This window comes from Limnobacter sp. UBA3528 (assembly GCF_002377005.1).
GTDB lineage: Bacteria > Pseudomonadota > Gammaproteobacteria > Burkholderiales > Burkholderiaceae_B > Limnobacter.
The window spans coordinates 1-24,379 of record NZ_DFOZ01000052.1 but is presented as its reverse complement, the minus strand read 5'-3'; the positions used below and the strand labels follow the sequence as shown (position 1 = coordinate 24,379).

The following is a 24,379-nucleotide window of genomic DNA, read 5'->3' as shown; positions in this document are numbered from 1 at the left end:
GATAGCGTTCAGCTTGGGTAATAACGCACAACCAGCTCTTTGAGTTGAGGCAGTTTGCCGTGAAAAAAATGTTCCACTCCTGGCATGACCATCACCGGCAGGTTTTGTTCACCGGCCCAGCGTAAAACATCTACAAGCGGCACTGTGTCATCGACTTCACCATGAATTACCAGTGTGTTGTCTGGCACTGCAGCTACTTTAAAGCGGCTTGTGGCAGTGCCCACCAGCACCAACTTGCCGATATTCGTTCCAGCCTCGCGCAATCGTTGCGCGCCGTGGCTGGTCACAAAGGCACCGAACGAAAAGCCAGCCATTGCAATCGGCTCGTTATGTAGTTCAGCCGGTAGCAGTGTGGTGCGTGCCAATTCTGTCAACTGAACCAGGTCGTCTGCCTCGCCTTGTCCGTTGTCGTGCAATCCAGCACTTTGGCCCACACCCCTGAAGTTAAAACGCAGGGTTGTGTAACCCATTTGAAGAAATGCACGGGCCAGTGTTTGTACGACTTTGTTGTCTTTGGTGCCGCCGAATAATGGGTGGGGGTGTGCAATCACTGCCAGCCCGCGTAGCGGGGTCGCAGGTTCGTCGATCGACACCTCGATCGGGCCGGCCTGGCCAGTCCACAATTCGTGTCGGGTTTTCGGGTTCATGGCAATCGAAGGCGTTCCACAACCTCGCCGCCCACCAAATGAGAGTCAATGATTTCGTCGACGTCTGAAATGTCCACATAGGTGTACCAAACGCCTTCCGGGTACACCACCATCACGGGGCCTTCATCACAGCGATCAAGGCAGCCAGCCTTGTTCATCCGGATTTTTCCCTGCCCATTCAGGCCCAGTTTCTTGATGCGTTCCTTGGCATGCGCGTGCGCAGCAGAGGCATGGCAATCTGCACAGCAGCTCTCGTTGTTGGGGCGTTGGTTGGTACAAAAGAAAACATGTTTCTCGAAGTAGCTCATGGCTGGGTGAATCCACTTGAATGCTCAGGGTATGGCCCTATTATCGCCGAAAACGTCGCTCGGGCAGGCTCAAAAAGGTCAAAACGGTCAGTGCCAGAATTGGCCACAATTCGCTCACCCAGCGCCCTGCCTCTTGCAGGCTTCGAAAAATTGCCAGAATACCGCTGCCGGGGTTGCCCAGATCAGGGTCGTATACGCCAGGCAACAGCAAAGTAATCAACCAACCGCCCAGCAGATGCAACAGCCCAATGCGGGCCATGTGGTGGGGCAGTACTTGCATCATTGAAATGGTCAGTGCAACTACAAACGCAATCAGCACGCCCAGGCTGTTGGCTTCAAACCACCGCTGACCCAAGTAAGTCCAGGCCGACATTGGTGCCAACACCAGATAGTCAAGCAGCCGAATCAGCAGGGTCAATGCAATCAGCACAATCAGCAGGCGTGTCCGTGGCGAGCCTGCCTGGGTCTGTGCAAGCCCAATCATCCAGGCGCACATTAAAAAACAATAGTTAATGAATGTCGGCGCGATGGTTTCAATTTTCAGTAAAACTTCCAGCGGTATTCCAAATGGTGTGCTGTGCTGCAATGGGCCCGGTATTTCCAGCAGGTTCCCCAGCCAAAGCCCGGTGCTGAAAGTGGGATTCTGTGGCGGCAAAATGCTCAGAAACCACAGGCTGAGCAAGCCCATGCCTATCCACGCGCGCTGAATTAGCCAATGCTCGATTCTGCGGTTCAGCAGTGGCGCTATCCGGTGGTGTGCGGTCACATAAATGCCTGCCAACACACCCAAGACACCCCCAATCGTGTTGGTGGCTAGGTCCATTTTGGAGGGCACGCGGCTTGGCAAAAATGTCTGCATCGATTCAAGCGCGAGCGAGACAAGCGCGCACACCAGCACTACCAGTATTTTGTCAAAAGTACGCGGCTGCCTGTTCAGGCCCAGCAGCATCAGGAAGCCCAGCGGAATGTAGCCCCCAATATTGATAAACACATCGGTCCACAATACTTTTTGATGCACCGGGATCCATGGGCCAAATAAAAACTCAAAGGGCCCAATCCCAATATGGCGCCAATCGCTGTAGGGAAAAAGGCTGAGGTGGATCACCACGCACGCATACAGGCTGGCAAACATCAGAATCCCCGTGTAGGGGGTTCGTTTCAGTAAGCTGGAATGGATTGGTGGCATGGGGTTGGAGCTACTCCTTGGTTTTGTGTCCCGTTCGGAGGTTAAGATGAGCAAAATTTCGCAACAAGCCCGAAGTGACCTTCATTCGATGTTAACCCAAGCCGATGTGCACTGGATCGAACTCGATTCAGTCGACTCAACAAATGATTACCTGGCCCGCGCTTACCAGCAGGGGCGGATATCGGGCCCTGCTGCCGTGGTGGCGCACATGCAAACTGCTGGCAGGGGGCGAGCTGGGCGGCAATGGCTGGCGCAGCCCGGGGCAGGTTTATGCCTGTCCCTGGGTTTGCCCTTGGCCGGTCAGCAAATGCCTTATTTGCCCTTGTGTGTGGGCGTCGCCGTGGCGCAGGTGCTGGAGCAGTGGAGGGTGCCTGTACAGTTGAAGTGGCCCAATGACTTACTGGCGGATCAGCGGAAACTGGGCGGAGTGTTGTGCGAGTCCTTTCAAACTGGGCAGGGTGCCGTCACGGTGGTGGGTGTGGGGCTGAACATTCATGCGATCGATGTTCCCGAGGCTCTGTCCGGCCGAGGTGCTGCAAGTTTGTCGAATTATTTGTCAACTCCCGATTTGCCTTCTCCGCGTGAGGTTGCCGAGGCGGTAGTGTCCTCGGTTCTGGCTCGAATTGATGCCGCCCGGGTTCAGGGCATCGATGCAATATTTACCGAATTCACTCAACGGGATGCGTGGTTGCACAGCCACGTGCAAGTCGAGGATCAGGGCGTGGTGTGTTTTGCGGGGGAGGCCATGGGCATTGACCGTCAAGGTTCTTATTTGGTTAACACTGACCAGGGCTTGCGTGCCGTTCATGCCGGTGACTTGTCATTGAGGGCAAGGCCGTGAGCAAACCTGACAGTTTGATGTGCATCGATGCGGGAAACACTTTGGTGAAGTGGTGTTTGCACGTTGGTGCGAATGTGCGGTTTGAGCAGCCCTCGGCTTTTTTTAGTCGCGCTACGGCAGACTTCAAGCCTTTTTCTGATGCATTCGGCCCAGTGCAAGAACACTTGGCGCCCAGTTTGAATTCGGCGAGTGCCGTGCAGGCGGTGTTGCTGAGTAATGTATTGGGTCCCGATTTTGAACAGGCCGTGCGCGCAATGTGTGAAGGCGCTGGCGTACCCCTGCATGTGCTGGCTGTGAACAGGCATGCTGCGGTTCAGTCGGCTTATGAGAACCCGGCTGCCCTGGGTAAGGACCGCTGGTCGGCATGCATGGCGTTAACCGAGGTGAGTCAGGCCAAGGTCAATTTGCTGGTTAGTTTTGGCACAGCCACCACGCTGGATGTAGTGATCAAGAGTACCCATTGGCAGCACTTGGGTGGGTTTATCGTACCGGGGGTTGAAACCATGTTGCACAGCCTGCATTTCAACACGGCTGAATTGCCCAAGGTGCAATTGGGGGGCTTCAGTGAAAAAGCTTGGCCTGTCAGCACGCAGCAGGCCATTGGTCAAGGTGTAGGGCGTATGCAAAAAGCCATGGTTGATTCTGTTGCTGCCCAGTTACAGGATGAACACGGCGTGCCCCCGGCCATCTGGTTGACAGGTGGCTTTGCACCAGCCATGAAAGTCCATTTGCCCAACTCCTCGCTACTTGAACATGCGGTATTCAAAGGCTTGGTGCTTGATTATCGTTTGGCAAAAAAGGGCACTGAAGCATGAATGGTTGGCGGTTTTTGCTTGCACTGTTGCTGCTTGGCAATTTGGCTTTGTTGGGGTTAGGTATTTTTACAAACAACAATGCGCAAAAAGTGATTGACTCTCCTGGCTTGCGCGCTGAGTGGGTTGGTGTAGAACGCCCTTGGGATCAGCCTGTGGAAGTGATTCGTGCGCCGGCGCCAGTCGCCCCTAAAATTGATTTGAAGCAAGGGCAGGCCCAGCTCGATACTGCCATTGAAAACGCGAGCAAACAGGTGTTCGAGAATCCAAAAAGCAATCAGGAATGTTTGTTGTGGGGCCCCTTGTTGCAAAGCGAGTCTGCACGCGTCCAAGAGGCATTGTTGAATTGGGGCGGCGAGACGGATCGGCTCGAGCGCCAAGTACCTGTGGGCTATGTGGTTTACCTGCCTCAAGATATCGTTAACAGTGGTGTGGGTATTGATCAACTGTCGGGCAAGGGTATTACTGACATGTTCTACATCACCACGCCCGGGCCGTTGCAAGGGACGATTTCATTGGGCTTGTTTCGAGATCTGGAAAGGGCAAATGCTCAAAAGGCAGACCTGGCGAGGCGTGGTGTTGAGGGAGTCCAGATTCGGGAGCGGCTGGGTCCAGTGCGCGTGTTTTTTGAGCTCCGCGGCAATGCTCCGCAAATCGAAACCGTGCGTTCTGTGTTTGAGTTGAACAGAAAGGGCGAGCTAAAGTCTTGTGAGTCGTCAGCAGGCGCCTGACTCAAAGGTCTCCGCTTCGGTCCTTGTCCAAAAACACCTGGGCCAACCGCGTTCCTTCGGCGTTCACTCCTTTGCTCCAGCAAATGACCTTGAATGCCTCGCCCATGTCGGCTTCATTGAGCAGGGTATTCAAATTCTGGCGCATCAATGCGCCACGAGTCGGGTGCGTGAATTCAGGTTGTTTTTGCGCCAATTCAAGAATCCCGTGTGCCAATAAAAACTCGCCTTGGTGCGAGTACCCTTCAAGATCGCCGCCGCAGTCAGTCATTGCGTCATAGATCGCGCTGAAGTTGACATGGGCAGTCAGATCCTGCTCCCCAACCTTCACCAAGAAATCATCATGTGCCGTGTGGCGGCTTGTCGCGCGCAAAGTGCCCTTGTTGCGTGTCGGGTGGTAGTACAGGGCTTCATGAAAACCATAATCAATCATCAGCGCCAGACCGTTCAGGCGCTCTGTGATTGTTTTGACCCATGCAGTGCTTTGCTCCGCAATTTCCGATTCGTAGTCCTCAGGCCATGGCCCGTGCGCGGCCTGTAAATTCGAAATAGTGGTGGCGAACACCGGGTCGGCAGGCTTCCATACCCAACGCAGTTCACCGTTCAGGTGTTGTACCCATGCTTCTTGCGGGTTGTCTTTCTGCCATTTGAATCGACGAACCGGAGTGGCGTCCAGCACCTCATTGCCCAAAACTACCCCACCGAGCTCTGTGGGCAATTGTCCCAGCCACCGTACTTTTTGTTCCACTTGCGGGCCATGCAGTGCTTTTAACTTGGCCAATTGCACAGGCTTCAATCCGGCCGACACATCCACAATGTTGTATTGGGTAATTAAATCGCCAGCCGTTTGAAGAATGTCACAAGCCAGTTGCCCGGTTCCGGCTCCAAATTCATACACCACGCCGTTGCACCGTGGCAGCACCTCCCGCAGGGCCTTGCCCAGTGTTTGTCCAAACAGCGGGCTCAATTCCGGGGCGGTAATAAAATCGCCTTGACGACCAAAAATCTGCTCGCCTCTGGCGTAGTAGCCATGTTGGGGGTCATACAGCGCAAATCGCATGAACTCGTCAAAGCGAGTGGCTTGATTAAAATTCGACAGCATGAGGCGGGTCTGGTTTAGAATAGCGGGTTCTTCTTATAAAAATCAAAGCCTTGAAGTAAACCCTTGTTTGCTTGATGGTAGTTTGCTACTGATTTTTTCAGATTCTAACCGATGGCGCACGAATGACACATGCCAATCCACAATATGCCCTGGTAACCGGGGGAGCCAAGCGACTGGGCAAAGCCATCTCGCTTGAACTGGCGCGCGCCGGTTGGTCTATTGTGCTGCATTGCCGTTCATCACTGGCAGAGGCTCGTGACACCGCGGCTCAAATTGAAGCGCTGGGCGTGCAGTGCGTGGTGTTTCAGGCCGATCTTGAAAAGCCCGGCGAAGTTGAAACGCTGTTTGACGCCGCTGAAAAAGCGGGCCCAATTCGGTGTGTTGTCAATAACGCCTCGTTGTTTGAATTTGACTCTGGCGAAACTTTTCAGCCCGAGCTATTTCACCGACACATGGCTTCCAACCTTGCTGCACCCATTCAGTTGGCCAAGCGTTTGTATCAGCATGTGCCCGACAATGAACAGGCGGTGGTGGTGAATTTGCTGGATCAGAAACTAAAGAACCTGAATCCTGACTTTCTCAGCTACACGCTGACCAAAGCCGGGCTTGAAACAGCCACAACCATGCTGGCCATGGAATTGGCCCCGAAAGTGCGCGTGGTGGGTGTGGCCCCCGGTCTTACCTTGATTTCACACCTGCAAACTGATGCGCAATTCGAGAGTACCCACCGAATTTCGCCCTTGAACAAATCTTCCGAGCCCCAGGACATCGCCAACACGGTGCTGTTTCTGGTGCAAAGCCGCGCAATTACTGGCACCACCATTCTTGTGGACGGTGGGCAGCATTTGGTGCCCATGGCGCGCGATTTCAGCATGATGACACCATGACAGACTGGTTTTTTGATCCCCGCCTTGCCGACTGCCGGCGCGTATTCATACGCGATTTCGACGTGTCTGCCGCCATTGGCGTATTTCCCCAGGAATTGGGTCGCACGCAGGCCGTGCGCATCAATATCGACTTCTGGGTGAAATGCGCGTCCACACCATCCGAGCGCGATTTGCTGGTCGATGTGGTCGATTACGACTTCGTGCGCCCCGGAATTCATGGGCTCATTCAGTCTGGACATATCGGCCTGCTTGAAACCTTGGTCGACAAAACCCTGGCGCTGGTGCTTGAGCATCCCAAGGTGGTGGCCGCCCGTGTCCGCGCTGAAAAATCCGAGGTTTACCCCGACTGCGAATCCGCAGGCGTCGAGGTATTCCGCTTCAAATCCTAGAAAGCCGTTTTAATCATGCAAACCATCACGATTTTTCCCAACAAGGCCGAACAAAAAGAAGCCTTCGAATTCAACAAGCTCGAAAAACGTCTCACCAAACAAGTGGGCCAGGCCATAGCCGACTTCAATATGATTGAAGAAGGTGACAAGGTCATGGTGTGTGTATCAGGTGGCAAAGACAGCTATGGTTTGCTCGATATTTTGTTGCTGCTGCGTCAACGTGCGCCTATCAACTTTGATATCGTCGCCGTGAACCTCGATCAGAAACAGCCAGGCTTTCCCGAAGAAGTTTTGCCCAATTATTTGCGCAGCATCAATGTGCCATTCCACATTGAGGAACAAGACACCTATTCAATTGTGAAACGCGTCATTCCTGAGGGTAAAACTACCTGTTCCCTGTGCTCGCGTTTGCGTCGCGGTATTTTGTACCGCGTGGCGTCTGAACTTGGTGCTACCAAAGTGGCTTTGGGTCATCACAAGGACGATATCTTGCAAACCTTGTTGCTGAACCTGTTTTACGGCGGTCGCATGAAAGGCATGCCGCCCAAACTGGTCAGCGACAACGGAGAGCACACCATCATTCGCCCCCTGGCCTATTGCCGAGAAAGCGATTTGGCGCGATACGCTGAGGAAAAGAGCTTCCCGATTATTCCGTGCAACCTGTGCGGCAGTCAGGAAAACCTGAAGCGAAAGGAAATGGCTGCGTTGCTCAAGCAGTGGGAAAAACACAACCCGCGCTGGATCGCAAACCTGTTCACTTCGCTGTCCACTGTGGTGCCCTCGCACCTCATGGATCGCAAGCTGTTTCCGTTTGAAACCATTCGCCCCGGCGCGGTACTGGAAGACGGTGCCGGCGACAAGGCGTTTGATGCAGATGACGAGTGCTAAGCTAAGCAAGCACCTTCATCGCAACTACTTCGCACTGGCGCTCGGTTTTACTTCAAAAACAGTTTGTACGCCGGGTTCTCGGTTTCATTCACCGCCGGGTAGCCAAGTTGTTTCACAAACTTGTCGAATTCAGCGTGGTCAGCAGGTGGAACCTGAATGCCTACCAAGATACGGCCATAGTCAGCGCCATGGTTTCTGTAGTGAAACAGGCTGATGTTCCAGCCCGGGTTCAAGGCAGTTAAAAATTTTGTCAGTGCGCCTGGGCGTTCCGGAAATTCAAAGCGATACACCAGTTCATGGTCAGCCAGGTTTGAACGCCCGCCCACCATGTGGCGCAAATGCAGCTTCGCCATTTCATCGTCAGTCAGGTTCAGTGCATCAAAACCCGATGCGATAAAGCGTTGCTGCAATTCATCGGCCTGTGCCCGGTTTCCAATCTGAATGCCCACGAAAATATTGGCTTTCGTGGAGTCTGACATTCTGTAGTTGAACTCCGTCACATTGGTGGGGCCCAGCAAGTCGCAAAACTTCCGGAAGCTGCCGCGTTCTTCCGGCACAGTGATCGCAAAAATCGCCTCGCGTTGCTCGCCGACCTCTGCGCGTTCTGCCACAAAGCGAAGGCGATCGAAATTCATGTTGGCGCCGCAAGAAATTGCGACCAGTGTTTGGTTTTGCAAACCCATTTCCGCAGCGTACTGTTTCAAGCCAGCCACAGCCAGTGCACCTGCGGGTTCAAGAATACTGCGCGTGTCCTGAAAAACATCTTTGATTGCAGCACAGGCCTCGTCGGTGGTCACCCGCACAATGCCGTCCACATATTTTTCGCACAGCCGGAATGTTTCTTCTCCCACCAGTTTCACTGCGGTGCCATCCGAAAACAAACCCACTTCCGCCAAGGTGACTCGTTTGTGCTGTTCCATGCTCTGCGCCATCGCGTCAGAGTCCACGGTTTGTACACCAATAATTTTGATGTCCGGGCGCAACTGTTTCACATAGGCACCTACGCCAGCTGCCAGTCCACCCCCGCCGATCGCGATGAAAATGGCGTGTATCGGGCCTTGATGCTGACGCAAAATTTCCATGCCCACGGTGCCTTGGCCCGCAATTACATCAGGGTCGTCAAAGGGGTGTACAAAGGTCAGGTTTTTTGCTTGTGCAAGTTCGGCGGCATGCCCGGCTGCATCGCTGTAGCTGTCGCCAAACAGCACCACATTCACCCAGTCGCCACCAAAACGTTTCACGGCATCAATTTTCAGCGCTGGCGTGGTGGTAGGCATGACAATGGTGGCCAGGCATTTCATTTTGGCCGCAGAAAGCGCAACGCCCTGGGCATGGTTGCCAGCGGAGGCAGCAATCACGCCATGTTCCAGTTGTATCGGGCTAAGGTGGGCCATCTTGTTGTAGGCACCACGCAGCTTGAAACTGAACACCTCTTGCATGTCTTCACGTTTGAGCAGCACCTCATTGGCAGTGCGAACGGACAGGGAGTGGGCGCGTTCCAATGGCGTTTCAATGGCCACGTCGTAAACCTTGGCAGTCAGTATGCGTTTTAGATAGTCAAGACCCACAAAGCACCTATTTATTGCAGATTTTTAAGCAAATTTCGAGCTTTTGCCCATGAAGGCTACACTTTACAGCATGAGGGCAATCCCAAAAGCCGGCTTGCGCGTTTGGGTCGCATCTGCAGGTCGCCTTCGGGCATAATTTAGGCTCAGTTTCTCAAGGACAGGTTCAAACCCCCAATGGCATCTACAAAATCATCAAAATCCAAAGCGAAACCTCAAGTTAGAAAATCTCTTGGCAATACCATTCCCGCTTTTGTGTTCGGTATGGTGTTCGGGCTTTTGATTGCGTTGGGTGTTGCTTTGTTTGTGAGCAAGTCCCAACTGCCATTCTCCGGTGCTGAAACCCAGGGTGCGGTGCCCAATGTGTCGCCCGGTCCAGGCAATAGCCCGCCTGATCCTAACAGCGCTATTTACGGCAAAGCCAATGTCAACCAAGGCAATGTGGTCACCATCGATCCTTTTCAGCAAGGTACGGAACCTCAGGCCGGTGACGCCACTCAAACTGATCAAATTGAACCTGTGGCCCAAACCATTTACTTTCTGCAATTGGGCAGTTTTCGCAATCGTGAAGACGCTGAACAATTGCGGGCTCAACTTGCGTTTGTGGGCACTGAATCCGAAATTGCCGTGGGCGAGGTCAACGGCAATGTTGTAAACCGCGTTCGTGTGGGGCCATTTGGCAGTGCGAACGAAGCCTACCAGGCTCGAATCCCCCTGACGAAAGGCGGATTCGAGGCAACTGTGGTTAAGGAGTAAAAAAATGAAGCGTCGTGAATTGATTCAAAGTGCCGTGGCCCTGGGCCTGGCGAGTGCTTTCGGTGGTGTATCCCCAGCCTTTGCCCAAGATGCCGGCGCGTTCCGAAAAGTCCGTCGGGAAGTCCCCCGTTCTACTCCGGGCAAAATCGATGTGGTCGAATTTTTCTGGTACGGCTGCATTCACTGCTACAACTTTGAGCCCAAGGTCAATGCTTGGTACAAAAAGCTGCCCAGTGACGTCGTATTCACGAAAATCCCGATCGCTTACCAAAGCCAGCGTGTCAACTTCCAGGGGCATCAGCGCCTGTACTACACACTCGAAGCCATGGGTAAGCTCGACATGGCACACAGCAAAGTGTTCGAAGCCATGCACAAAGACAAAAAGCAGTTGGCCAACGACGAACAAATTTTCGATTTTGCCGAATCGATTGGTTTGAAACGCGAAGAATTCGCCAATGTATTCAAGTCATTTGGCGTCAACGCAAAATGTGCCCAAGCCAAAACGATTTTCGAAGCGTACGGTGCCGACGGTGTTCCAACGTTGGGGATTGATGGAAAATTCTTCACCTCCGCATCCATCGCGGGTTCCGAAGACAATGCAATTCGTGTTGCCGAAGCCTTGATTCGACGACAGCGTCAAGCCTAAACTGCTGGGGGAACAATGAAGGAGGCCTCTATGCACAGTGGTGTGATCCGGTTTATTGCGTATGCGTCACTGTCATTGATTCTTGCCGCTTGCTCCAGTGTTCCTCTGGACAAACCCGTTTCGCCGCCGCCGGCAAAAACGGTGGCCAAGCCATCCGCACCGCCCCCTGTTAAACATGAAAACTGGGAGCCGGCACCTCAGGGCGGTGGTTACTACCTGGACGATGGCCCGGGCGATTTGCGTCCAGCCAATCTGGATAACTTACCATCGGCCACCCCACAGCTTGAACCCATTGCAATCCGCAACACCCGGCCCTACACCGTGATGGGGCAAAGTTTTACACCACAAACATCACTTGAAGAGCCCTACAGTCAGAAAGGGCGGGCCAGTTGGTATGGCAAGAAGTTCCATGGCGCGAAAACCGCCAATGGTGAAATTTACGACATGCACCAAATGACAGCTGCGCACCCAACCTTGCCTTTGCCCAGTTATGCCAAAGTCACCAATCTGGCCAACGGCAAGTCAGTCATTGTTCGCGTTAACGACCGTGGGCCTTTTTTGCGTGGCCGAATTATTGATCTCAGCTACGCGGCTGCCTATCAGCTCGATTACATCAAGCAGGGCAGCGCTGAGGTGCTGGTCGAGAAAATGACACCGGATGCAATCGCTCAGTACCATGCTGAAAAAAATGGCGCGGTGGTGGGCAAGAATGGTGTGCAGGTAGAACAGGTTGCGCTTAACAACGCCTCCACACTCGTGCCTGTCCATCGAACACCCTTGTATCTTCAAATTGGTGCTTTCGGCAACAAAAACAATGCAGAGGCCTTGGTGTCGCAAGTGTCCTCCAATCACGAGGCGTTTGGCAAAGTCAGCCAGATCCTTTCTGAATCGGGGGTTCACCGCGTTTTGGTGGGCCCATTCAGCAGTATTGATCAAGCCAACGAGGCCGCAATCGAACTTAGCGCCTTTGTACAGGTTCAGCCGGTTATCAAACAAGACTTGATCCTGCCCTGATTGCCCCCATATCGGGACATCGGCGCACCAAGCGCAACCCCCAATTAAAGGAAAGGCATGGAGCAATATCACGGCACCACCATATTGTCAGTACGCAGAGGAAAGCACGTCGCGCTGGGTGGCGATGGGCAAGTAACACTCGGGCATATCGTGGTCAAAGGTTCGGCCCGCAAAGTCCGGCGTCTTCATCACAACAAAATTCTGGCGGGTTTCGCCGGCGGTACGGCTGACGCGTTCACGCTGTTTGAGCATTTTGAAGCTCAACTAGAGAAGCATCAGGGGCATTTGTTGCGTGCCGCAGTCGAGCTTGCCAAAGAATGGCGCACTGACCGTATGCTTCGCAGGCTTGAGGCCATGCTGGCGGTTGCCGACGAAAATCATTCCCTGATTATCACCGGTAACGGCGACGTACTCGAGCCCGAACAAGGGCTGGTTGCGATCGGCAGCGGGGGCGCCTATGCGCATTCTGCTGCGAAAGCCTTGCTGGAAAACACCGAGCTGTTGCCTGAAGAAATTGTCAAGAAATCCCTGACCATTGCGGGCGAACTCTGTATTTACACCAATCAACATCACACCATTGAAGTGTTGGGTGCTCCCGAAGCATCTGGCAGCAAAGGTTAACAACATGACTCAACTTACACCTTCAAATATTGTTGAAGAACTCAACAAGAACATCGTTGGCCAAGATGCCGCCAAGCGAGCTGTCGCGGTTGCACTTCGCAACCGCTGGCGTCGCATGCAGGTGCCCATGCCCCTGCGTCAGGAAATTACACCCAAAAACATTCTGATGATCGGCCCAACCGGCGTGGGTAAAACAGAAATCGCACGTCGCCTGGCCAAGTTGGCCAACGCGCCTTTCATCAAGATTGAAGCCACCAAATTCACTGAAGTGGGTTATGTGGGGCGCGATGTAGACACCATCATTCGTGACCTGATTGAAATAGCCTTGAAACAGGTTCGGGAAGAGGCGCAGCTTGGCGTGGTCGAAGAAGCCAAGTCTGCTGCGTTTGATCGGGTGCTGGATGCGCTGCTGCCCCCTGCGCGCGATTTCGGTTTCACCGAGAAAGCCCCTGAGCCCGATGAGAACCGCACTCGAATTCGTTTTCGCGAGAAGTTGTTCGCTGGCGAACTTGACGACAAGGAAATCGAGATTGAGGTGGCTGCAGCGTCACCTTCGCTAGATGTCGTCGGCCCGCCCGGCATGGAAGAACTCACCGGGCAATTACAGTCCATGTTTCAGAATATTTCTGGCGGCAAGAAAAAGCTGCGGAAAATGAAAGTGGCCGAGGCGCTCAAGGCGATTCAGGATGAAGAGGCCGCCAAGCGCGTGAATGAGGAAGAAGTGCGAGCCAAGGCAATAGCCAGGGTAGAACAGGACGGAATCGTATTTCTCGATGAAATCGACAAGATTGCGACCAAGGCCGATGGGCGAGGCACCGATGTTTCACGCCAGGGCGTTCAGCGCGATTTGCTGCCGCTGGTGGAGGGCACCACGGTCAACACCAAGTACGGCATGATTAAGACAGATCACATCCTCTTTGTGGCCAGTGGCGCCTTCCACTTGTCGCGTCCTTCCGATCTCATTCCTGAGCTGCAGGGGCGCTTCCCGATTCGGGTTGAACTGGAGTCATTGACCGTTGATGATTTCAAACGAATCCTGACAAGCACCGATGCTTGTCTTACCGAGCAGTACAAAGCCCTGTTGGCGACGGATGGCGTCGAGCTCGAGTTCACCGACGAAGGCGTTCGCAGGTTGGCCGAAATCGCATTCACCGTGAACGAGAAAACCGAGAATATCGGAGCGCGTCGCTTGTACACCGTCATGGAGCGTCTTCTCGAAGAGGTGGCATTCGAGGCCGATGGTCAACCCAGACCAGTGAAAATCACAGCCGAGTTTGTCGACTCCCGTCTCGGCGAGGCGGCCAAATCCGAGGATCTTGCCCAATTCATTCTCTAGAATCCGTCGATCGGCATTCTCGCCACCGTTGTCCGGGTAGATTCGCTTTAAAATGCATTTTGTGCCCTGTTTCTACCCGGACAACTCATGACCACAGACAATCTAACCTCCGCAATCAAAGCCAAAGTTCTGTCCGAGGCCTTGCCCTACATCCGCCGCTTTCATGGCAAAACAGTGGTGGTCAAGTACGGCGGCAACGCGATGACTGATGTGAATCTGCAAAAATCCTTCGCTCACGATGTCGTCTTGCTCAAGCTGGTGGGTATCAATCCCATTGTAGTGCATGGGGGTGGTCCCCAAATTGATGAAGCCTTGCGCCGCATTGGCAAACAAGGCACCTTCATTCAAGGCATGCGTGTTACCGACGAAGAAACCATGGAAGTGGTGGAGTGGGTTTTGGGTGGTCAGGTACAGCAAGACATCGTCATGATGATTAACGAGCATGGCGGCAAGGCAGTGGGCCTGACGGGCAAGGACGGTGGGCTGATTCAGGCTCGCAAAATGAAGCTGGCGGACAAAAGCGAACCAGGCAAGTTCCACGACATTGGCTTCGTGGGCGAAATCGCATCCATCGACCCTGCCATTGTGAAGGCCTTGCAAGACGACGCCTTTATTCCTGTCATCTCACCGATTGGCTTTGGTGAAGACGGCATGGCCTACAACATCAATGCCGACCTCGTGGCCGGTAAAATTGCCGAAATCCTGAAGGCTGAAAAGCTCATCATGATGACGAATACCCCAGGGGTTTTGGACAAAGATGGTAAGTTGCTCACAGGCCTGACCGCCAAACGAATTGATGAATTGTTCGAAGATGGCACCATTTCGGGCGGAATGCTGCCCAAGTTGTCTTCTGCGATTGAGGCAGCGAAAAGCGGAGTAAACTCAGTTCACGTGGTAGATGGCCGTGTTCCTCACTGCCTTCTGCTTGAAATTCTGACAGACCAGGGCGTGGGCACCATGATTCGTAGTCACTGAGTTCCCGTTTACTGAGCTGCTCAGCAGGGCAATCCGCGCCAAACGCAGGGGGAAGCATGTCGAACAAAAGAATATCCAATTTGTCGGTCACCGATGGATTTGATTTTGTAAAAAAAATCTGGGGAAGTTTGCCTATCCCCAGCGTGATGAATCCAACCACCGATCTCGATGAGCTCGACAAGCGCATCTCCGATCTTAAAGCTGTTGAACAGTGGTTGAATGTCAACCTCAGTATGCTTCGGGCCACCATCCAGGGGCTGGAAGTGCAGCGCGGCACCATCGCCACCATAAAGTCCTTCAGTTCGAATCTTGGTCTGGGTGGTGACCGGGCCAGCGATGTTAATCAAGCCGTGAACGAGGAAATCATCCGAAATGCCATGCAGGCTGCGGTGGCTCCGCCACCCGTACCTCGTGTTGAGCCGGTTGCGCCCAAAATTCCCGATCCTGAGCCAGCAGCTACCACACCAAGCGATGCAGCGGCCCAGGAGTCCTCAAAGGCCATTGTTTCAAATGCCACTGCCTGGTGGGGTCTGCTTCAAGACCAATTCAACAAAGTGGTTGCCACCGCAGCCATGACAGGTTCTGGGGCTGATGTTAGCCCCGATGATGCTGAACCATCCAAAAAACCAGTTAAACCCAAAGCCAAGCGCGCGGCTACGCCTCGCAAGAAAACTTCAAGCAGCACCCGCCCCGCGCGCACAAGGACCTAGATGTTTCGTTTTGGCCACGCCACACACCCCAACTGGAGAGAAGCACTTGAACTCGTGTTGGTGCAACTCGAAGGCCAAATGCAACTGGAGCAGTTCGCAAGCGACATTTCCCGGCCACAAAAGCTGGGTTTGATTTACGCCACAGAAGCCTTCGCCGAGAGCATGCCGCAAATTCTTCATGGGTTGCGCCAGAGAACGGGTATCAAAGAATGGGTTGGCGGGTTGGCGCCCGGTGTGTGCAGCAGTGGTGTTGAGTATTACCAAGAGCCGGCACTGGCCGTCATGTTGATGGAGTTCCCTGCCGATTCTGCGCGCGTTTTTTCAGGCAAATTGCCATTGCCCAAGCCAGGTACAGTTACCGCTTCGGGGCGGGACGCCATGCACTCCGCGCTAATCCACATCGATCCGCTGACTGAGGACATTGACGATCTGCTTGATGATCTGTCGCTCAAAGTCAGTACTCGCCAAATTTTTGGTGGTCTGGTCTGCGCTGGTACAGCCAATACCCACATTGCGCTTGAACCGCTTTCCGGTGGTGTGTCAGGTGTGGTGTTTGCCAGTGGTTTACCCATCGAGGTACGCATGACTCAGGGCGTTCAAGTGGTGGGCGTCGAGCATGAAATTACTGGGCTTCGAGGTAATTTTGTCGAAGAACTTGATGGTTTGCCCGCGCTAGATGTGTTGCTCGCAGATTTGGGTCTACAGCCCGATTCGGACGAAGGCGATCCCGCAAGCCAGGCCGCCGAGGTGTTGGCCAAACGTTTTGCACATGGCCTGTTTGTGGGGTTAACAGACCGGGCACTTGCCGAATCTATTGCGTTAAAAGGTTATACGGCTGGCCGCTCCGAGGCGCATCAGTTGAAAGTACGTCCTGTGGTCGGCATGGATCCGAACAAAAAATCCTTGGCTGTAGCTGAAGACTTCAAGTTAGGTGATCGCCTGTCTTTCTGCACCCGCGATGAGAATTCCGCTCGGGTCGACTTGACGCGAATGTGCGCTGAACTGCGCGAAGATCTGGATGCACCTGCACCCAAACTCAATGAACTTCAGGCTGCCGGTTTTTCTGGAATCCATTCTCAGCGCAAACCTCGTGGCGCAGTGTACATTGCTTGCAATGGGCGGGGTGCCGCATTGTTCGGACTGCAGGGCGTCGAACAGCAAATTGTCCGAGAACAATTGGGGGACATTCCTCTTATAGGTTTCTCAGCAAACGGTGAAATTTTCCGTGGAGCCCTGTACGGTTACACCGGTGTCCTGGCCTTATTTTTTTAAATTTGATTATTGACATGAATATTTTGATACTCGCAGCAGGCAAGGGTACTCGCATGAAGTCCGCCCTGCCCAAGGTGCTGCATCCTGTGGGCGGTCAATCAATGCTGGGCCGTGTGGTGGGTACAGCTTTGCAGTTTGAAAACCCGCATGTAGTGGTGGTGGTCGGGCACGGTGCCCAGGCGGTTCAGCATCATTTGTCCTCCCAGCCTGGTATTCGGTTTGCCACTCAGTCAGAGCAACTGGGCACGGGTCATGCGGTTCAGTGTGCAAGCTCGGCCTTGGCTGATCATCCGGTCACCCTAATTCTGTATGGCGACGTCCCTCTCATTCAATTTGAATCTTTGCAACCCTTGGTTCAAGCCGCGCTGGCTGGTCAAATGGGATTGATGACCCTGAACATGTCCAATCCGCATGGTTACGGCCGCATACTTCGCGATATCGAGGGGGCCGTGGTTGGCATTGTCGAACAAAAAGACGCGACTCCCTCGCAGCTCACCATCACCGAAGTCAACACCGGCATTCTTGCTTGCCCCACCGCGCAGTTAAAAAACTGGGTAGGCAAACTGAGTAACAACAACGCGCAAGGTGAGTATTACCTCACCGACATCATCGCGATGGCACATGAAGATGGGCTGCTGGTGCGCACCTGTCAGCCCACGCACAGTTGGGAAGTGTCGGGCGTCAATTCCCGAGTTCAACAGGCCGAGCTTGAGCGTATCTGGCAACTTCATCAGGCTGAAAAATTAATGATCGAAGGTGTGCAGCTGCTCGATCCCGCCCGAATCGATGTGCGTGGCACGCTGCGCTGTGGCGCAGATGTATCCATCGATGTGGGCTGTGTTTTTCAAGGTGAGGTCACCTTGGGTGACGGAGTGTCCATCGGCCCTTACTGTGTGCTTAACAACGTCACTATTGCCGCGGGTACCCGCATCGAAGCTTATTCCCATCTAACTGACGCCACTGTGGGCGAAAAGGCCGTCATCGGCCCCTATGCGCGTTTGCGCCCCGGTGCAAAATTGGGCAATGAAGTGCACATTGGCAATTTTGTTGAAGTTAAAAACGCCAGCATTGCAAATCAATCCAAAGCCAATCACCTGGCCTACATTGGTGACGCGCAAATTGGTGAGCGGGTGAATGTGGGAGCAGGCACCATTACCTGTAATTATGATGGTGCCAACAAGCACCTCACCATCATTGAGGACGATGTTTTCATCGGCTCAGACACCCAATTGGTAGCGCCCGTGACCGTGAAGAAGGGCGCCACACTTGGTGCGGGAACAACTCTCACCAAAGACGCGCCAGAGAACGCACTCACCGTCTCGCGTGCCAAACAAATTACGATCACGGGCTGGAAACGCCCGGTCAAATCAACCAAAAAATAAAGGAATACCTCACACCATGTGCGGAATCGTCGGCGTACTCTCCAAAACCAACAGCGTGCCAGTGTTGATCGATGGCCTGAAGAAACTCGAATACCGCGGATACGACTCGGCAGGACTGGCCATTCAGTCTGATACCGACCAATCGATCCACCGTGCGCGCAGCGTGGGGCGTGTGGTTGAACTTGACTCCAGCACCAAAACCCTCAGTGCACGCATGGGCATCGCTCACACGCGCTGGGCCACTCATGGCGTGCCCAGTGAGCGCAATGCACACCCTCACATTAGTGAAGGGCAGGGCGTCTCAGTGAGCGTGGTGCATAACGGCATCATTGAAAATCACGAAGAAATCCGAAAAGCGCTCACCGCGGAAGGCTATGTTTTTCAATCCGACACCGATACAGAAGTCATTGCACACCTCACCCACAAGCATTTGGTTCAGGGTCTCGAGTTGCGAGCTGCCGTTCAGGCCACAGTGAAAAAGCTGGAAGGTGCTTTTGCCATCGCAGTGATTTGCAACACGGCGGCGCTTACCTTGCTGGCGTCCAAGAAAGGTGCGCCGCTTTTGGTGGGCCACGGCGAGGGGGAATACTTTTTGGCCTCCGATGCTTCCGCACTGGTGGCCTACACAAAACAAATTACCTACCTTGAAGAAAACGATGTCGTCGAACTTCAAACTACCGGGGTTTCATTTTTTGACGGTGAGGGCCTTCAGGTTGATCGGCCCATTATTGAAAGTCAGCTGTCAGCCGATGCGGTTGAACTGGGCCCTTACGCCCACTACATGCAAAAGGAAATTTACGAACAACCTGGTGCTATTGCTGCCACGCTGGAAATGGTCAGCAATGCATCGGCGGTCAAACCCGAATTGTTTGGTGCGGAAGCGGGCAATATTCTTCCCGGCATTCAGCAAGTGCTTATTCTGGCATGTGGCACTAGCTACCACGCCGCATCCGTGGCGCGCTATTGGCTTGAGTCGATTGCAGCGCTCCCCACCAACGTCGAAATTGCAAGTGAGTATCGCTATCGCACCAGCGTCAGCCTGCCCAACACACTGGTCATCACTATTTCACAATCCGGCGAAACTGCCGATACCCTGGCTGCACTTGAGCACGCCAAGTCACAAGGCATGGTCAATGCGCTGTCCATATGCAACGTGCCAGAGTCCGCACTCATACGTGCAAGTAACCTGAAATTTTTAACGCGTGCAGGTCCCGAAATCGGAGTGGCTTCAACCAAGGCATTTACAACGCAACTGGCTGCGCTTTTCACTTTCACGCTGGTCATGGCCAAGTTGCGCGGAAAACTCACAGTTGAACAAGAAAAAACCTTGCTCACGCAACTGCGTCATCTTCCCTCGGCCATGCAGAATATTCTGGCGCTCGAGCCGGAAATCAAGGAACTGGCCCTCAGTTTTGCCGAGAAGCGCCACGCCTTGTTTTTAGGGCGAGGCGTACATTACCCCATTGCTATGGAAGGTGCATTGAAACTCAAGGAAATCAGCTACATCCACGCTGAAGCCTATGCGGCTGGGGAGTTAAAGCACGGTCCCTTGGCGCTTGTGGATGCGGACATGCCAGTGGTTGCCGTCGCACCCAAAGACACCTTAATTGAAAAGTTGAAGTCGAATTTGCAGGAAGTCCGTGCACGGGGTGGCGAGCTGTATATTTTCGCAGATCGTGACACCAAGATCGAAAAAGCCGATGGTGTGCACGTTATCAACTTGCTTGATCACGCCGGGCACTTGTCTCCCATCTTGCACACCTTGCCTTTGCAGTTGTTGTCTTATCACGTGGCTTTGGTCAAGGGTACGGATGTGGACAAACCCCGTAACCTTGCCAAGTCGGTCACCGTCGAGTAAGCGATTCTGCCTCTTCAGCCTTGAATTTTTTCAGGGCCTGCTCTGAGCCCTGCAGTCGCCCCAGTCCCTCAGCCACCCGGTGAAACAAGCCGGGTGCCAGTATCAAAGGTGCAATGGTTTTGGGCGCAATAATTTTACGCTGACGCTTCTCGATGCCACGGAACATCGCATCGATTACCTGTTCAGGTTCCACCGCAGCAAAGGCGCCCTTGTGCCCTCCCCACAGCACACCAGCATTCACTTCCTTGATCATTGCAGTGTTGGTGAAGGTGGGGTGCACACAACCCACATCAATCCCGTCCAGCGCGAGCTCCTGCCGGGCCACATCCGCCAACGCCTCAACTGCCGCCTTGGAGGCTGCATAGTGACCCATCAGTGGCGTATGAATTGCTGCTGCCAATGAGGAAATAACTTGTAGGTAACCTTTTGTTTCGCGCAGGTAAGGAATACCAGCGCGAATAGTATTGAATGCACCGTGTACATTCACCTGCATCACTGCGTCAAAGTCAGCCGGATTCATATGCTCGATTGAGCCCATTTTCAGAATTCCCGCATTCACAACTACCACGTCAATTTTGCCAAAGCGCTCTTTGCATTCCGCCATGGCAAGTTCAAGGTCTGCGGGTTTACACACATTGGCCTGACAGCCAGCAATACGTTCTCCGCCCAGTGTTTCAACTTGCTCAAACACCGCCTCTGCGTTCAAGTCCACAATAAAAGCGTTCCCGCCTTTTCCGAGCACTTTTGCTGCCAATCCAGCACCAAGGCCCCTTGCGCCGCCAGTAATGAATACCACTTTATTTTTCATAATCTATTCCAGAATTGAGATCAAAGATTTTCAATGAAAGAGATGCAATCTCCGGCGAAACGTTCGGGTGTCTCCTCCATCGGAATGTGACCCACCCCTCGATACACCTTCAGTTCCGAATTTGGAATATCCCGGTTGAATCGGCCCGCCATTTCAATGCTCACCCATCGGTCATCCCCGCCCCATACAATCAACGTCTTGCACTGAATTTCAGGCAAACGTTCCGAACCCAGTTCTCCATCGGTAAATACACCGACCATCTGACCCACTGCGCTTCGATTTGGTTTGTGCATAAACAACTCGAGGTACCTGTCCAGCACTTCTTTCTTTAATTTGCGTTTGTCACCATACACATCACGCACCGCCATTCGCAGTAAAAATGCCGGTACTGCATGTCGAGTCATCCAGGCAATCGGTTTAATCGTAAACAGCGTGATGTAAATCGGCAGCGGTTGCTGATACCCCACCGCATCAGAAATGATCAAGCCACGCACGCGCTCTGGATGCCTTTGCGCCTGATCCCAGCTCAAGAATCCTCCAAATGAATTGCCGATCATCACACATTTTTTAATCTGCAATTCGTCCAGAACGGCATCTACAAACTGCTGATAAAAAGCAACGTCCATTTTTCGAACTTGCCCTTGTTCGTCGAGTGCCGGCCCCGTCAAACCAAATGGTGGCAAATCGAACCGAATGATCCGGAATTGCTTGCTCATCTGCGCACAGACATCACTCCATGTATGCAGGCTGGCAGCAAAGCCGTGAATCATGACTACATCGGGTCCGCTGCCCTCGATGCTCACGTGCACTTTCAGACCCATGCACTCCAGAAACATCGATGTTGGCAGCGCATGTTTCTCGATCAGCGTATTCCTGTCCGGGCCTGCCCATCCAAACTCATTCAATAATCCACTCAATCGATGTCTCCCAGGGTTTTATTCATGACAGTGTAGAAGCCCCACGCCGCGCGCGAACTTGATTACAATCAATGGTGGTTGATATTTCCGGACAAATCCAGCACTCCTATGCCAGCTCGTCGAACTGTTGTCAGCGTGAAAATCCTCTGTGAACTGGGCATAAGGCTCGGCTCAACCCGCAGCGCGCTGCTCACGGGCTCCTCGATCTTGCCGGCCCAGCTTGATGACCCTCATCTCGAAATTGATCCTGATCAAGAGCTGCAGGTGATTCACAACCTGGTGCGCCTGCATGGCAAAGTACCCGGGCTTGGGCTGATGGCTGGTTCCGAGTATCACCTCACCACCTACGGAATTTGGGGTTATGCACTCATTACCAGCCCCACCTTCCGGCAAGCCGTCGAGCTGGGCTTGAGGTATCTCGACCTTACATTTGCTTTCTCCAAAGTTGAATTGGCCTTGGGCAACGGGTTGGCGTCCATGATCTTGTCTGTCGATCATTTGCCCCCGGCAGTGCGTTCGTTCGTGGCTGAGCGCGATTGTTCTGCCATTCAGGTTTTGCAGCGAGAATTGTTTGGTGTCAGTTTGCCGTTGCGCGTTGTTGAATTTGCCTTCGCACCCAATGCACCCATGGCTCAATACGAAGCCATGTTCGGTTGCATTCCGCAGTTCAATGCCTCCGTCAACAGGGCCACATTTGATGAACAGTGGCTTAACTTGCCTCTGCCCAAAGCCAACGAGCACAGCGCCCGTTTTTGTGAAACCCAACTTGAAAATTTGCTGTCACGCCGCATGCAGCGGGGCGGCGTGTCGGCTTGGTTGCGCAATAAATTGTTGGCTGACCTGTCCTCGTCTCCAAGCCTTGCGCAAATTGCCACGGATCACTTCATGACCGAGCGCACTTTGCGCAGGCGCCTCACCGATGAAGGCACCAGTTATCGCGACCTCCTGGCGGAGGTCCGCCAGACCATGGCCGAAGAACTGCTCAGTTCCACCGGGCTCAGCGTGTCCGAGGTTTCGGCCCGGTTGGGCTATTCATCGCCCTCGGCTTTTATCCACGCCTTTCAGAAATGGCACAACTGCTCACCTCGCCAGTTTCTGGATGCTCGATCGAAGCAGATAGAGCGCCACTAGCCCGGGAATTGCTGCTGCAGTCGAAAACACAAAAAAGTCGCTCCATCCGTAAGCTGCCACCACATACCCTGCAGGCGCGGCCAGGTAAACACGCCCCATGGCCGCCAGCGAGGACAGCAGAGCGTATTGGGTGGCTGAGAACTCCTTGCTGCACAGGCTGGTCAACAAACCCACAAACGCAGCTGTGCCCATGCCACCGCACAGGTTTTCAACAAACACCGCACCGCCCATTGCCCAAATGCTTGGCTCCATCACAGACAGCACCCAAAATGACAAATTGGACACCGCTTGAAAAATACCAAATAGCATCAGCGATCCATACAGCCCCATCCGTGTCATCAGGGCGCCTCCCAAAAATGCACCCAGCAATGTCGCGATCAGGCTCACTGTCTTATTCACGGCGCCAACTTCAGTCAGGGTAAAGCCCAGTCCCTTGAGTAGAAATGCGGTGGTCAAAGATCCCGCAAACGCATCTCCCACCTTGTAAAGCACAATCAGCACCAAAATCCAGATTGCCGCTTCCTTGCTCAAGAAGTTGCGCGTTGATTCTTTAACAATGTCAAACAGCTTCCGTTTTGCTTCACGCCTGGCGAGGTCCTCGGGGGTGTCAGCTGTGGGGCTCAAGGCTGTTATCACCGCACAGGCGGCAATTAACCCAGCCATCAGCAGGTAGGTACCGGTCCAGCCCAAGTACTCGCCGGCCAGTATCAGTGCCAGTCCGCCGGAAACCAGCATGGCCACTCGATAGCCAGTCACATAGTAGGCCGCCCCGAGGCCGCGTTCAGTAGCGGGCAGCAAGTCGGTGCGGTAAGCATCTATGGCCATGTCCTGGGTGGATGAGCAAAAGGCGATTGCCACCGCAACCGCAGCCACTGTCCAGGCAGAATGCGCATCAACAAATGCCATGGCCGCAATCAATCCGGCACAGGCCAATTGCATGAGTGCAATCCAGCCACGCCTTTGGTCAAAAAAGCCAGGTTTCAAATAATCAAGAAAGGGCGACCACAAAAACTTGTAGGTGTAAGGAAATCCCACCACCGCGTACAAACCAATGGTTTTGATGTCCACATTTTCAACCGCAAGCCACGCCTGCAGGGTGCTTCCTGTCAAAGCAAGGGGCAGTCCGCTCGAAAAACCAAGAATTAATATACAAATAAGACGGAAAGGGGGCATGAGGTGTTGACGTTATTTAAAAAAGCATCCATAATCCGGGGTTCTCTTTTGGAGAGATGCCCGAGTGGCTAAAGGGGGCAGACTGTAAATCTGTTGGCTTACGCCTACGTTGGTTCGAATCCAACTCTCTCCACCAAGAATTCAAGCAGTTTAACCGAGTGCGCCTCTGAAAAGGGGTGTACAAGGTGTGCGGGTGTAGCTCAATGGTAGAGCTGAAGCCTTCCAAGCTTAAGACGAGGGTTCGATTCCCTTCACCCGCTCCAGGCTTTAATAGAAAGTTGCTCATGTGGCTCAGTGGTAGAGCACTCCCTTGGTAAGGGAGAGGTCGGCAGTTCGATCCTGCCCATGAGCACCAAACCGTTATAACCGCACTCCTTCGTTGGGTGCCCGCACCGAGGTCGTCATGGCAAAAGAAAAGTTTGAGCGT

General features: G+C 53.5%; 25 protein-coding genes and 3 tRNA genes. 20 read left to right on the top strand and 8 right to left on the bottom strand.

From position 1 onward, the window contains the following. Positions 1 to 8: 8 nt before the first annotated feature. The 3 genes from B4N58_RS13955 to B4N58_RS13945 are packed head-to-tail and all read right to left on the bottom strand — an operon-like array spanning position 9 to position 2,087. Entirely contained in the window at positions 9 to 647 is a 639-nt protein-coding gene (locus tag B4N58_RS13955; protein ID WP_291750426.1) for an alpha/beta hydrolase, read from the bottom strand. Further along, complete coding sequence (locus B4N58_RS13950; protein ID WP_008248065.1) at positions 644 to 955, bottom strand: (2Fe-2S) ferredoxin domain-containing protein; 312 nt, start codon at positions 953 to 955, stop codon at positions 644 to 646. The genes B4N58_RS13955 and B4N58_RS13950 overlap by 4 nt, the downstream gene beginning before the upstream one ends. A 40-nt stretch (positions 956 to 995) precedes the next feature. Then, entirely contained in the window at positions 996 to 2,087 is a 1,092-nt protein-coding gene (locus tag B4N58_RS13945) for a VanZ family protein (protein WP_008248063.1), read from the bottom strand. 100 nt (positions 2,088 to 2,187) lie between these two features. On the opposite strand from B4N58_RS13945, the gene B4N58_RS13940 reads away from it, so the two are divergent. Genes B4N58_RS13940 through B4N58_RS13930 form a run of 3 tightly spaced genes read left to right on the top strand, consistent with a single transcriptional unit; the run spans position 2,188 to position 4,525 of the window. Further along, positions 2,188 to 2,982, top strand: a complete 795-nt coding sequence (locus tag B4N58_RS13940; protein WP_291750425.1) for a biotin--[acetyl-CoA-carboxylase] ligase — start codon at positions 2,188 to 2,190, stop codon at positions 2,980 to 2,982. After that, on the top strand, positions 2,979 to 3,797 hold the full coding sequence (locus B4N58_RS13935) for a type III pantothenate kinase (protein WP_291750424.1): 819 nt from the start codon (positions 2,979 to 2,981) through the stop codon (positions 3,795 to 3,797). Before B4N58_RS13940 ends, B4N58_RS13935 begins: the two co-directional genes overlap by 4 nt. Next, on the top strand, positions 3,794 to 4,525 hold the full coding sequence (locus tag B4N58_RS13930; RefSeq protein WP_008248059.1) for a hypothetical protein: 732 nt from the start codon (positions 3,794 to 3,796) through the stop codon (positions 4,523 to 4,525). The genes B4N58_RS13935 and B4N58_RS13930 overlap by 4 nt, the downstream gene beginning before the upstream one ends. A 1-nt stretch (position 4,526) precedes the next feature. Here B4N58_RS13930 and B4N58_RS13925 read toward each other — a convergent pair whose 3' ends face one another. Next, positions 4,527 to 5,624: a class I SAM-dependent methyltransferase gene (locus B4N58_RS13925; protein WP_008248057.1), complete on the bottom strand. Its 1,098-nt coding sequence runs from the start codon at positions 5,622 to 5,624 to the stop codon at positions 4,527 to 4,529. Between the two features lie 122 nt (positions 5,625 to 5,746). Between B4N58_RS13925 and B4N58_RS13920 the strand changes: the two genes are divergently transcribed. Genes B4N58_RS13920 through ttcA form a run of 3 tightly spaced genes read left to right on the top strand, consistent with a single transcriptional unit; the run spans position 5,747 to position 7,788 of the window. Next, positions 5,747 to 6,511, top strand: a complete 765-nt coding sequence (locus B4N58_RS13920) for an SDR family oxidoreductase (protein ID WP_291750423.1) — start codon at positions 5,747 to 5,749, stop codon at positions 6,509 to 6,511. Then, the gene (locus B4N58_RS13915; protein WP_008248053.1) at positions 6,508 to 6,900 is read left to right on the top strand and encodes a dihydroneopterin aldolase; all 393 of its coding nucleotides are present in this window, start codon (positions 6,508 to 6,510) and stop codon (positions 6,898 to 6,900) included. Before B4N58_RS13920 ends, B4N58_RS13915 begins: the two co-directional genes overlap by 4 nt. A gap of 15 nt (positions 6,901 to 6,915) precedes the next feature. Further along, complete coding sequence (gene ttcA, locus B4N58_RS13910; RefSeq protein ID WP_291750422.1) at positions 6,916 to 7,788, top strand: tRNA 2-thiocytidine(32) synthetase TtcA; 873 nt, start codon at positions 6,916 to 6,918, stop codon at positions 7,786 to 7,788. A 47-nt stretch (positions 7,789 to 7,835) separates the two neighbouring features. On the opposite strand, the gene ilvA is transcribed toward ttcA, so the two are convergent. Next, positions 7,836 to 9,356: a threonine ammonia-lyase, biosynthetic gene (gene ilvA / locus B4N58_RS13905; protein WP_291750421.1), complete on the bottom strand. Its 1,521-nt coding sequence runs from the start codon at positions 9,354 to 9,356 to the stop codon at positions 7,836 to 7,838. Positions 9,357 to 9,530: 174 nt separating this feature from the next. On the opposite strand from ilvA, the gene B4N58_RS13900 reads away from it, so the two are divergent. The 10 genes from B4N58_RS13900 (at position 9,531) to glmS (ending at position 19,923) form a co-directional block, all read left to right on the top strand. Further along, on the top strand, positions 9,531 to 10,109 hold the full coding sequence (locus tag B4N58_RS13900; RefSeq protein WP_040512258.1) for an SPOR domain-containing protein: 579 nt from the start codon (positions 9,531 to 9,533) through the stop codon (positions 10,107 to 10,109). Positions 10,110 to 10,113: 4 nt separating this feature from the next. Further along, the gene (locus B4N58_RS13895; protein ID WP_008248039.1) at positions 10,114 to 10,755 is read left to right on the top strand and encodes a thiol:disulfide interchange protein DsbA/DsbL; all 642 of its coding nucleotides are present in this window, start codon (positions 10,114 to 10,116) and stop codon (positions 10,753 to 10,755) included. Between the two features lie 15 nt (positions 10,756 to 10,770). After that, a complete protein-coding gene (locus B4N58_RS13890) occupies positions 10,771 to 11,769 on the top strand; it encodes a septal ring lytic transglycosylase RlpA family protein (RefSeq protein WP_008248038.1) in 999 nt (332 codons plus the stop codon). Between the two features lie 57 nt (positions 11,770 to 11,826). Continuing rightward, on the top strand, positions 11,827 to 12,390 hold the full coding sequence (gene hslV, locus B4N58_RS13885) for an ATP-dependent protease subunit HslV (RefSeq protein WP_008248037.1): 564 nt from the start codon (positions 11,827 to 11,829) through the stop codon (positions 12,388 to 12,390). A 4-nt stretch (positions 12,391 to 12,394) separates the two neighbouring features. Further along, positions 12,395 to 13,726, top strand: coding sequence for an ATP-dependent protease ATPase subunit HslU (hslU, locus tag B4N58_RS13880; protein WP_008248036.1), 1,332 nt, complete (start codon positions 12,395 to 12,397; stop codon positions 13,724 to 13,726). A gap of 87 nt (positions 13,727 to 13,813) precedes the next feature. Beyond that, a complete protein-coding gene (gene argB / locus B4N58_RS13875) occupies positions 13,814 to 14,701 on the top strand; it encodes an acetylglutamate kinase (RefSeq protein WP_008248035.1) in 888 nt (295 codons plus the stop codon). Positions 14,702 to 14,757: 56 nt separating this feature from the next. Then, positions 14,758 to 15,411, top strand: coding sequence for a PhaM family polyhydroxyalkanoate granule multifunctional regulatory protein (locus B4N58_RS13870; protein ID WP_291750420.1), 654 nt, complete (start codon positions 14,758 to 14,760; stop codon positions 15,409 to 15,411). Continuing rightward, positions 15,412 to 16,683, top strand: a complete 1,272-nt coding sequence (locus B4N58_RS13865; protein WP_008248032.1) for an FIST signal transduction protein — start codon at positions 15,412 to 15,414, stop codon at positions 16,681 to 16,683. It begins immediately after the preceding gene. Between the two features lie 14 nt (positions 16,684 to 16,697). Beyond that, the gene (gene glmU / locus B4N58_RS13860; protein WP_291750419.1) at positions 16,698 to 18,065 is read left to right on the top strand and encodes a bifunctional UDP-N-acetylglucosamine diphosphorylase/glucosamine-1-phosphate N-acetyltransferase GlmU; all 1,368 of its coding nucleotides are present in this window, start codon (positions 16,698 to 16,700) and stop codon (positions 18,063 to 18,065) included. Positions 18,066 to 18,081: 16 nt separating this feature from the next. Next, positions 18,082 to 19,923: a glutamine--fructose-6-phosphate transaminase (isomerizing) gene (glmS, locus tag B4N58_RS13855; RefSeq protein WP_008248028.1), complete on the top strand. Its 1,842-nt coding sequence runs from the start codon at positions 18,082 to 18,084 to the stop codon at positions 19,921 to 19,923. Here the strand turns inward: glmS and B4N58_RS13850 are convergent. Next, positions 19,910 to 20,731: an SDR family NAD(P)-dependent oxidoreductase gene (locus tag B4N58_RS13850; RefSeq protein ID WP_291750418.1), complete on the bottom strand. Its 822-nt coding sequence runs from the start codon at positions 20,729 to 20,731 to the stop codon at positions 19,910 to 19,912. The two genes, glmS and B4N58_RS13850, sit on opposite strands and share 14 nt — an antisense overlap. Before the next feature lie 20 nt (positions 20,732 to 20,751). Continuing rightward, the gene (locus tag B4N58_RS13845) at positions 20,752 to 21,648 is read right to left on the bottom strand and encodes an alpha/beta fold hydrolase (RefSeq protein ID WP_156799511.1); all 897 of its coding nucleotides are present in this window, start codon (positions 21,646 to 21,648) and stop codon (positions 20,752 to 20,754) included. A 108-nt stretch (positions 21,649 to 21,756) separates the two neighbouring features. Between B4N58_RS13845 and B4N58_RS13840 the strand changes: the two genes are divergently transcribed. Beyond that, the gene (locus B4N58_RS13840) at positions 21,757 to 22,779 is read left to right on the top strand and encodes an AraC family transcriptional regulator (protein ID WP_008248022.1); all 1,023 of its coding nucleotides are present in this window, start codon (positions 21,757 to 21,759) and stop codon (positions 22,777 to 22,779) included. On the opposite strand, the gene B4N58_RS13835 is transcribed toward B4N58_RS13840, so the two are convergent. Further along, positions 22,729 to 23,952, bottom strand: a complete 1,224-nt coding sequence (locus B4N58_RS13835; RefSeq protein WP_050771130.1) for an AmpG family muropeptide MFS transporter — start codon at positions 23,950 to 23,952, stop codon at positions 22,729 to 22,731. The genes B4N58_RS13840 and B4N58_RS13835 overlap by 51 nt on opposite strands. Before the next feature lie 50 nt (positions 23,953 to 24,002). On the opposite strand from B4N58_RS13835, the gene B4N58_RS13830 reads away from it, so the two are divergent. From B4N58_RS13830 to B4N58_RS13820, 3 genes are all read left to right on the top strand, one after another. Then, positions 24,003 to 24,088 (top strand) — tRNA-Tyr (locus B4N58_RS13830). A 53-nt stretch (positions 24,089 to 24,141) separates the two neighbouring features. Then, positions 24,142 to 24,215 (top strand) — tRNA-Gly (locus tag B4N58_RS13825). 17 nt (positions 24,216 to 24,232) lie between these two features. Beyond that, positions 24,233 to 24,307: transfer RNA gene (locus B4N58_RS13820), tRNA-Thr, on the top strand. Positions 24,308 to 24,379 lie beyond the last annotated feature (72 nt).

Coding starts and splice junctions, on each gene's coding strand:
- B4N58_RS13850 (WP_291750418.1), bottom strand. CDS start 20,731: ATGAAAAATAAAGTGGTATTCATTACTGGCGGCGCAAGGGGCCTTGGT.
- B4N58_RS13890 (WP_008248038.1), top strand. CDS start 10,771: ATGAAGGAGGCCTCTATGCACAGTGGTGTGATCCGGTTTATTGCGTAT.
- B4N58_RS13835 (WP_050771130.1), bottom strand. CDS start 23,952: ATGCCCCCTTTCCGTCTTATTTGTATATTAATTCTTGGTTTTTCGAGC.
- hslV (WP_008248037.1), top strand. CDS start 11,827: ATGGAGCAATATCACGGCACCACCATATTGTCAGTACGCAGAGGAAAG.
- B4N58_RS13930 (WP_008248059.1), top strand. CDS start 3,794: ATGAATGGTTGGCGGTTTTTGCTTGCACTGTTGCTGCTTGGCAATTTG.
- B4N58_RS13915 (WP_008248053.1), top strand. CDS start 6,508: ATGACAGACTGGTTTTTTGATCCCCGCCTTGCCGACTGCCGGCGCGTA.
- B4N58_RS13940 (WP_291750425.1), top strand. CDS start 2,188: ATGAGCAAAATTTCGCAACAAGCCCGAAGTGACCTTCATTCGATGTTA.
- ttcA (WP_291750422.1), top strand. CDS start 6,916: ATGCAAACCATCACGATTTTTCCCAACAAGGCCGAACAAAAAGAAGCC.
- B4N58_RS13865 (WP_008248032.1), top strand. CDS start 15,412: ATGTTTCGTTTTGGCCACGCCACACACCCCAACTGGAGAGAAGCACTT.
- hslU (WP_008248036.1), top strand. CDS start 12,395: ATGACTCAACTTACACCTTCAAATATTGTTGAAGAACTCAACAAGAAC.
- B4N58_RS13955 (WP_291750426.1), bottom strand. CDS start 647: ATGAACCCGAAAACCCGACACGAATTGTGGACTGGCCAGGCCGGCCCG.
- B4N58_RS13870 (WP_291750420.1), top strand. CDS start 14,758: ATGTCGAACAAAAGAATATCCAATTTGTCGGTCACCGATGGATTTGAT.
- B4N58_RS13925 (WP_008248057.1), bottom strand. CDS start 5,624: ATGCTGTCGAATTTTAATCAAGCCACTCGCTTTGACGAGTTCATGCGA.
- glmU (WP_291750419.1), top strand. CDS start 16,698: ATGAATATTTTGATACTCGCAGCAGGCAAGGGTACTCGCATGAAGTCC.
- B4N58_RS13920 (WP_291750423.1), top strand. CDS start 5,747: ATGACACATGCCAATCCACAATATGCCCTGGTAACCGGGGGAGCCAAG.
- argB (WP_008248035.1), top strand. CDS start 13,814: ATGACCACAGACAATCTAACCTCCGCAATCAAAGCCAAAGTTCTGTCC.
- B4N58_RS13950 (WP_008248065.1), bottom strand. CDS start 955: ATGAGCTACTTCGAGAAACATGTTTTCTTTTGTACCAACCAACGCCCC.
- B4N58_RS13945 (WP_008248063.1), bottom strand. CDS start 2,087: ATGTTTGCCAGCCTGTATGCGTGCGTGGTGATCCACCTCAGCCTTTTT.
- B4N58_RS13900 (WP_040512258.1), top strand. CDS start 9,531: ATGGCATCTACAAAATCATCAAAATCCAAAGCGAAACCTCAAGTTAGA.
- B4N58_RS13895 (WP_008248039.1), top strand. CDS start 10,114: ATGAAGCGTCGTGAATTGATTCAAAGTGCCGTGGCCCTGGGCCTGGCG.
- glmS (WP_008248028.1), top strand. CDS start 18,082: ATGTGCGGAATCGTCGGCGTACTCTCCAAAACCAACAGCGTGCCAGTG.
- B4N58_RS13840 (WP_008248022.1), top strand. CDS start 21,757: ATGCCAGCTCGTCGAACTGTTGTCAGCGTGAAAATCCTCTGTGAACTG.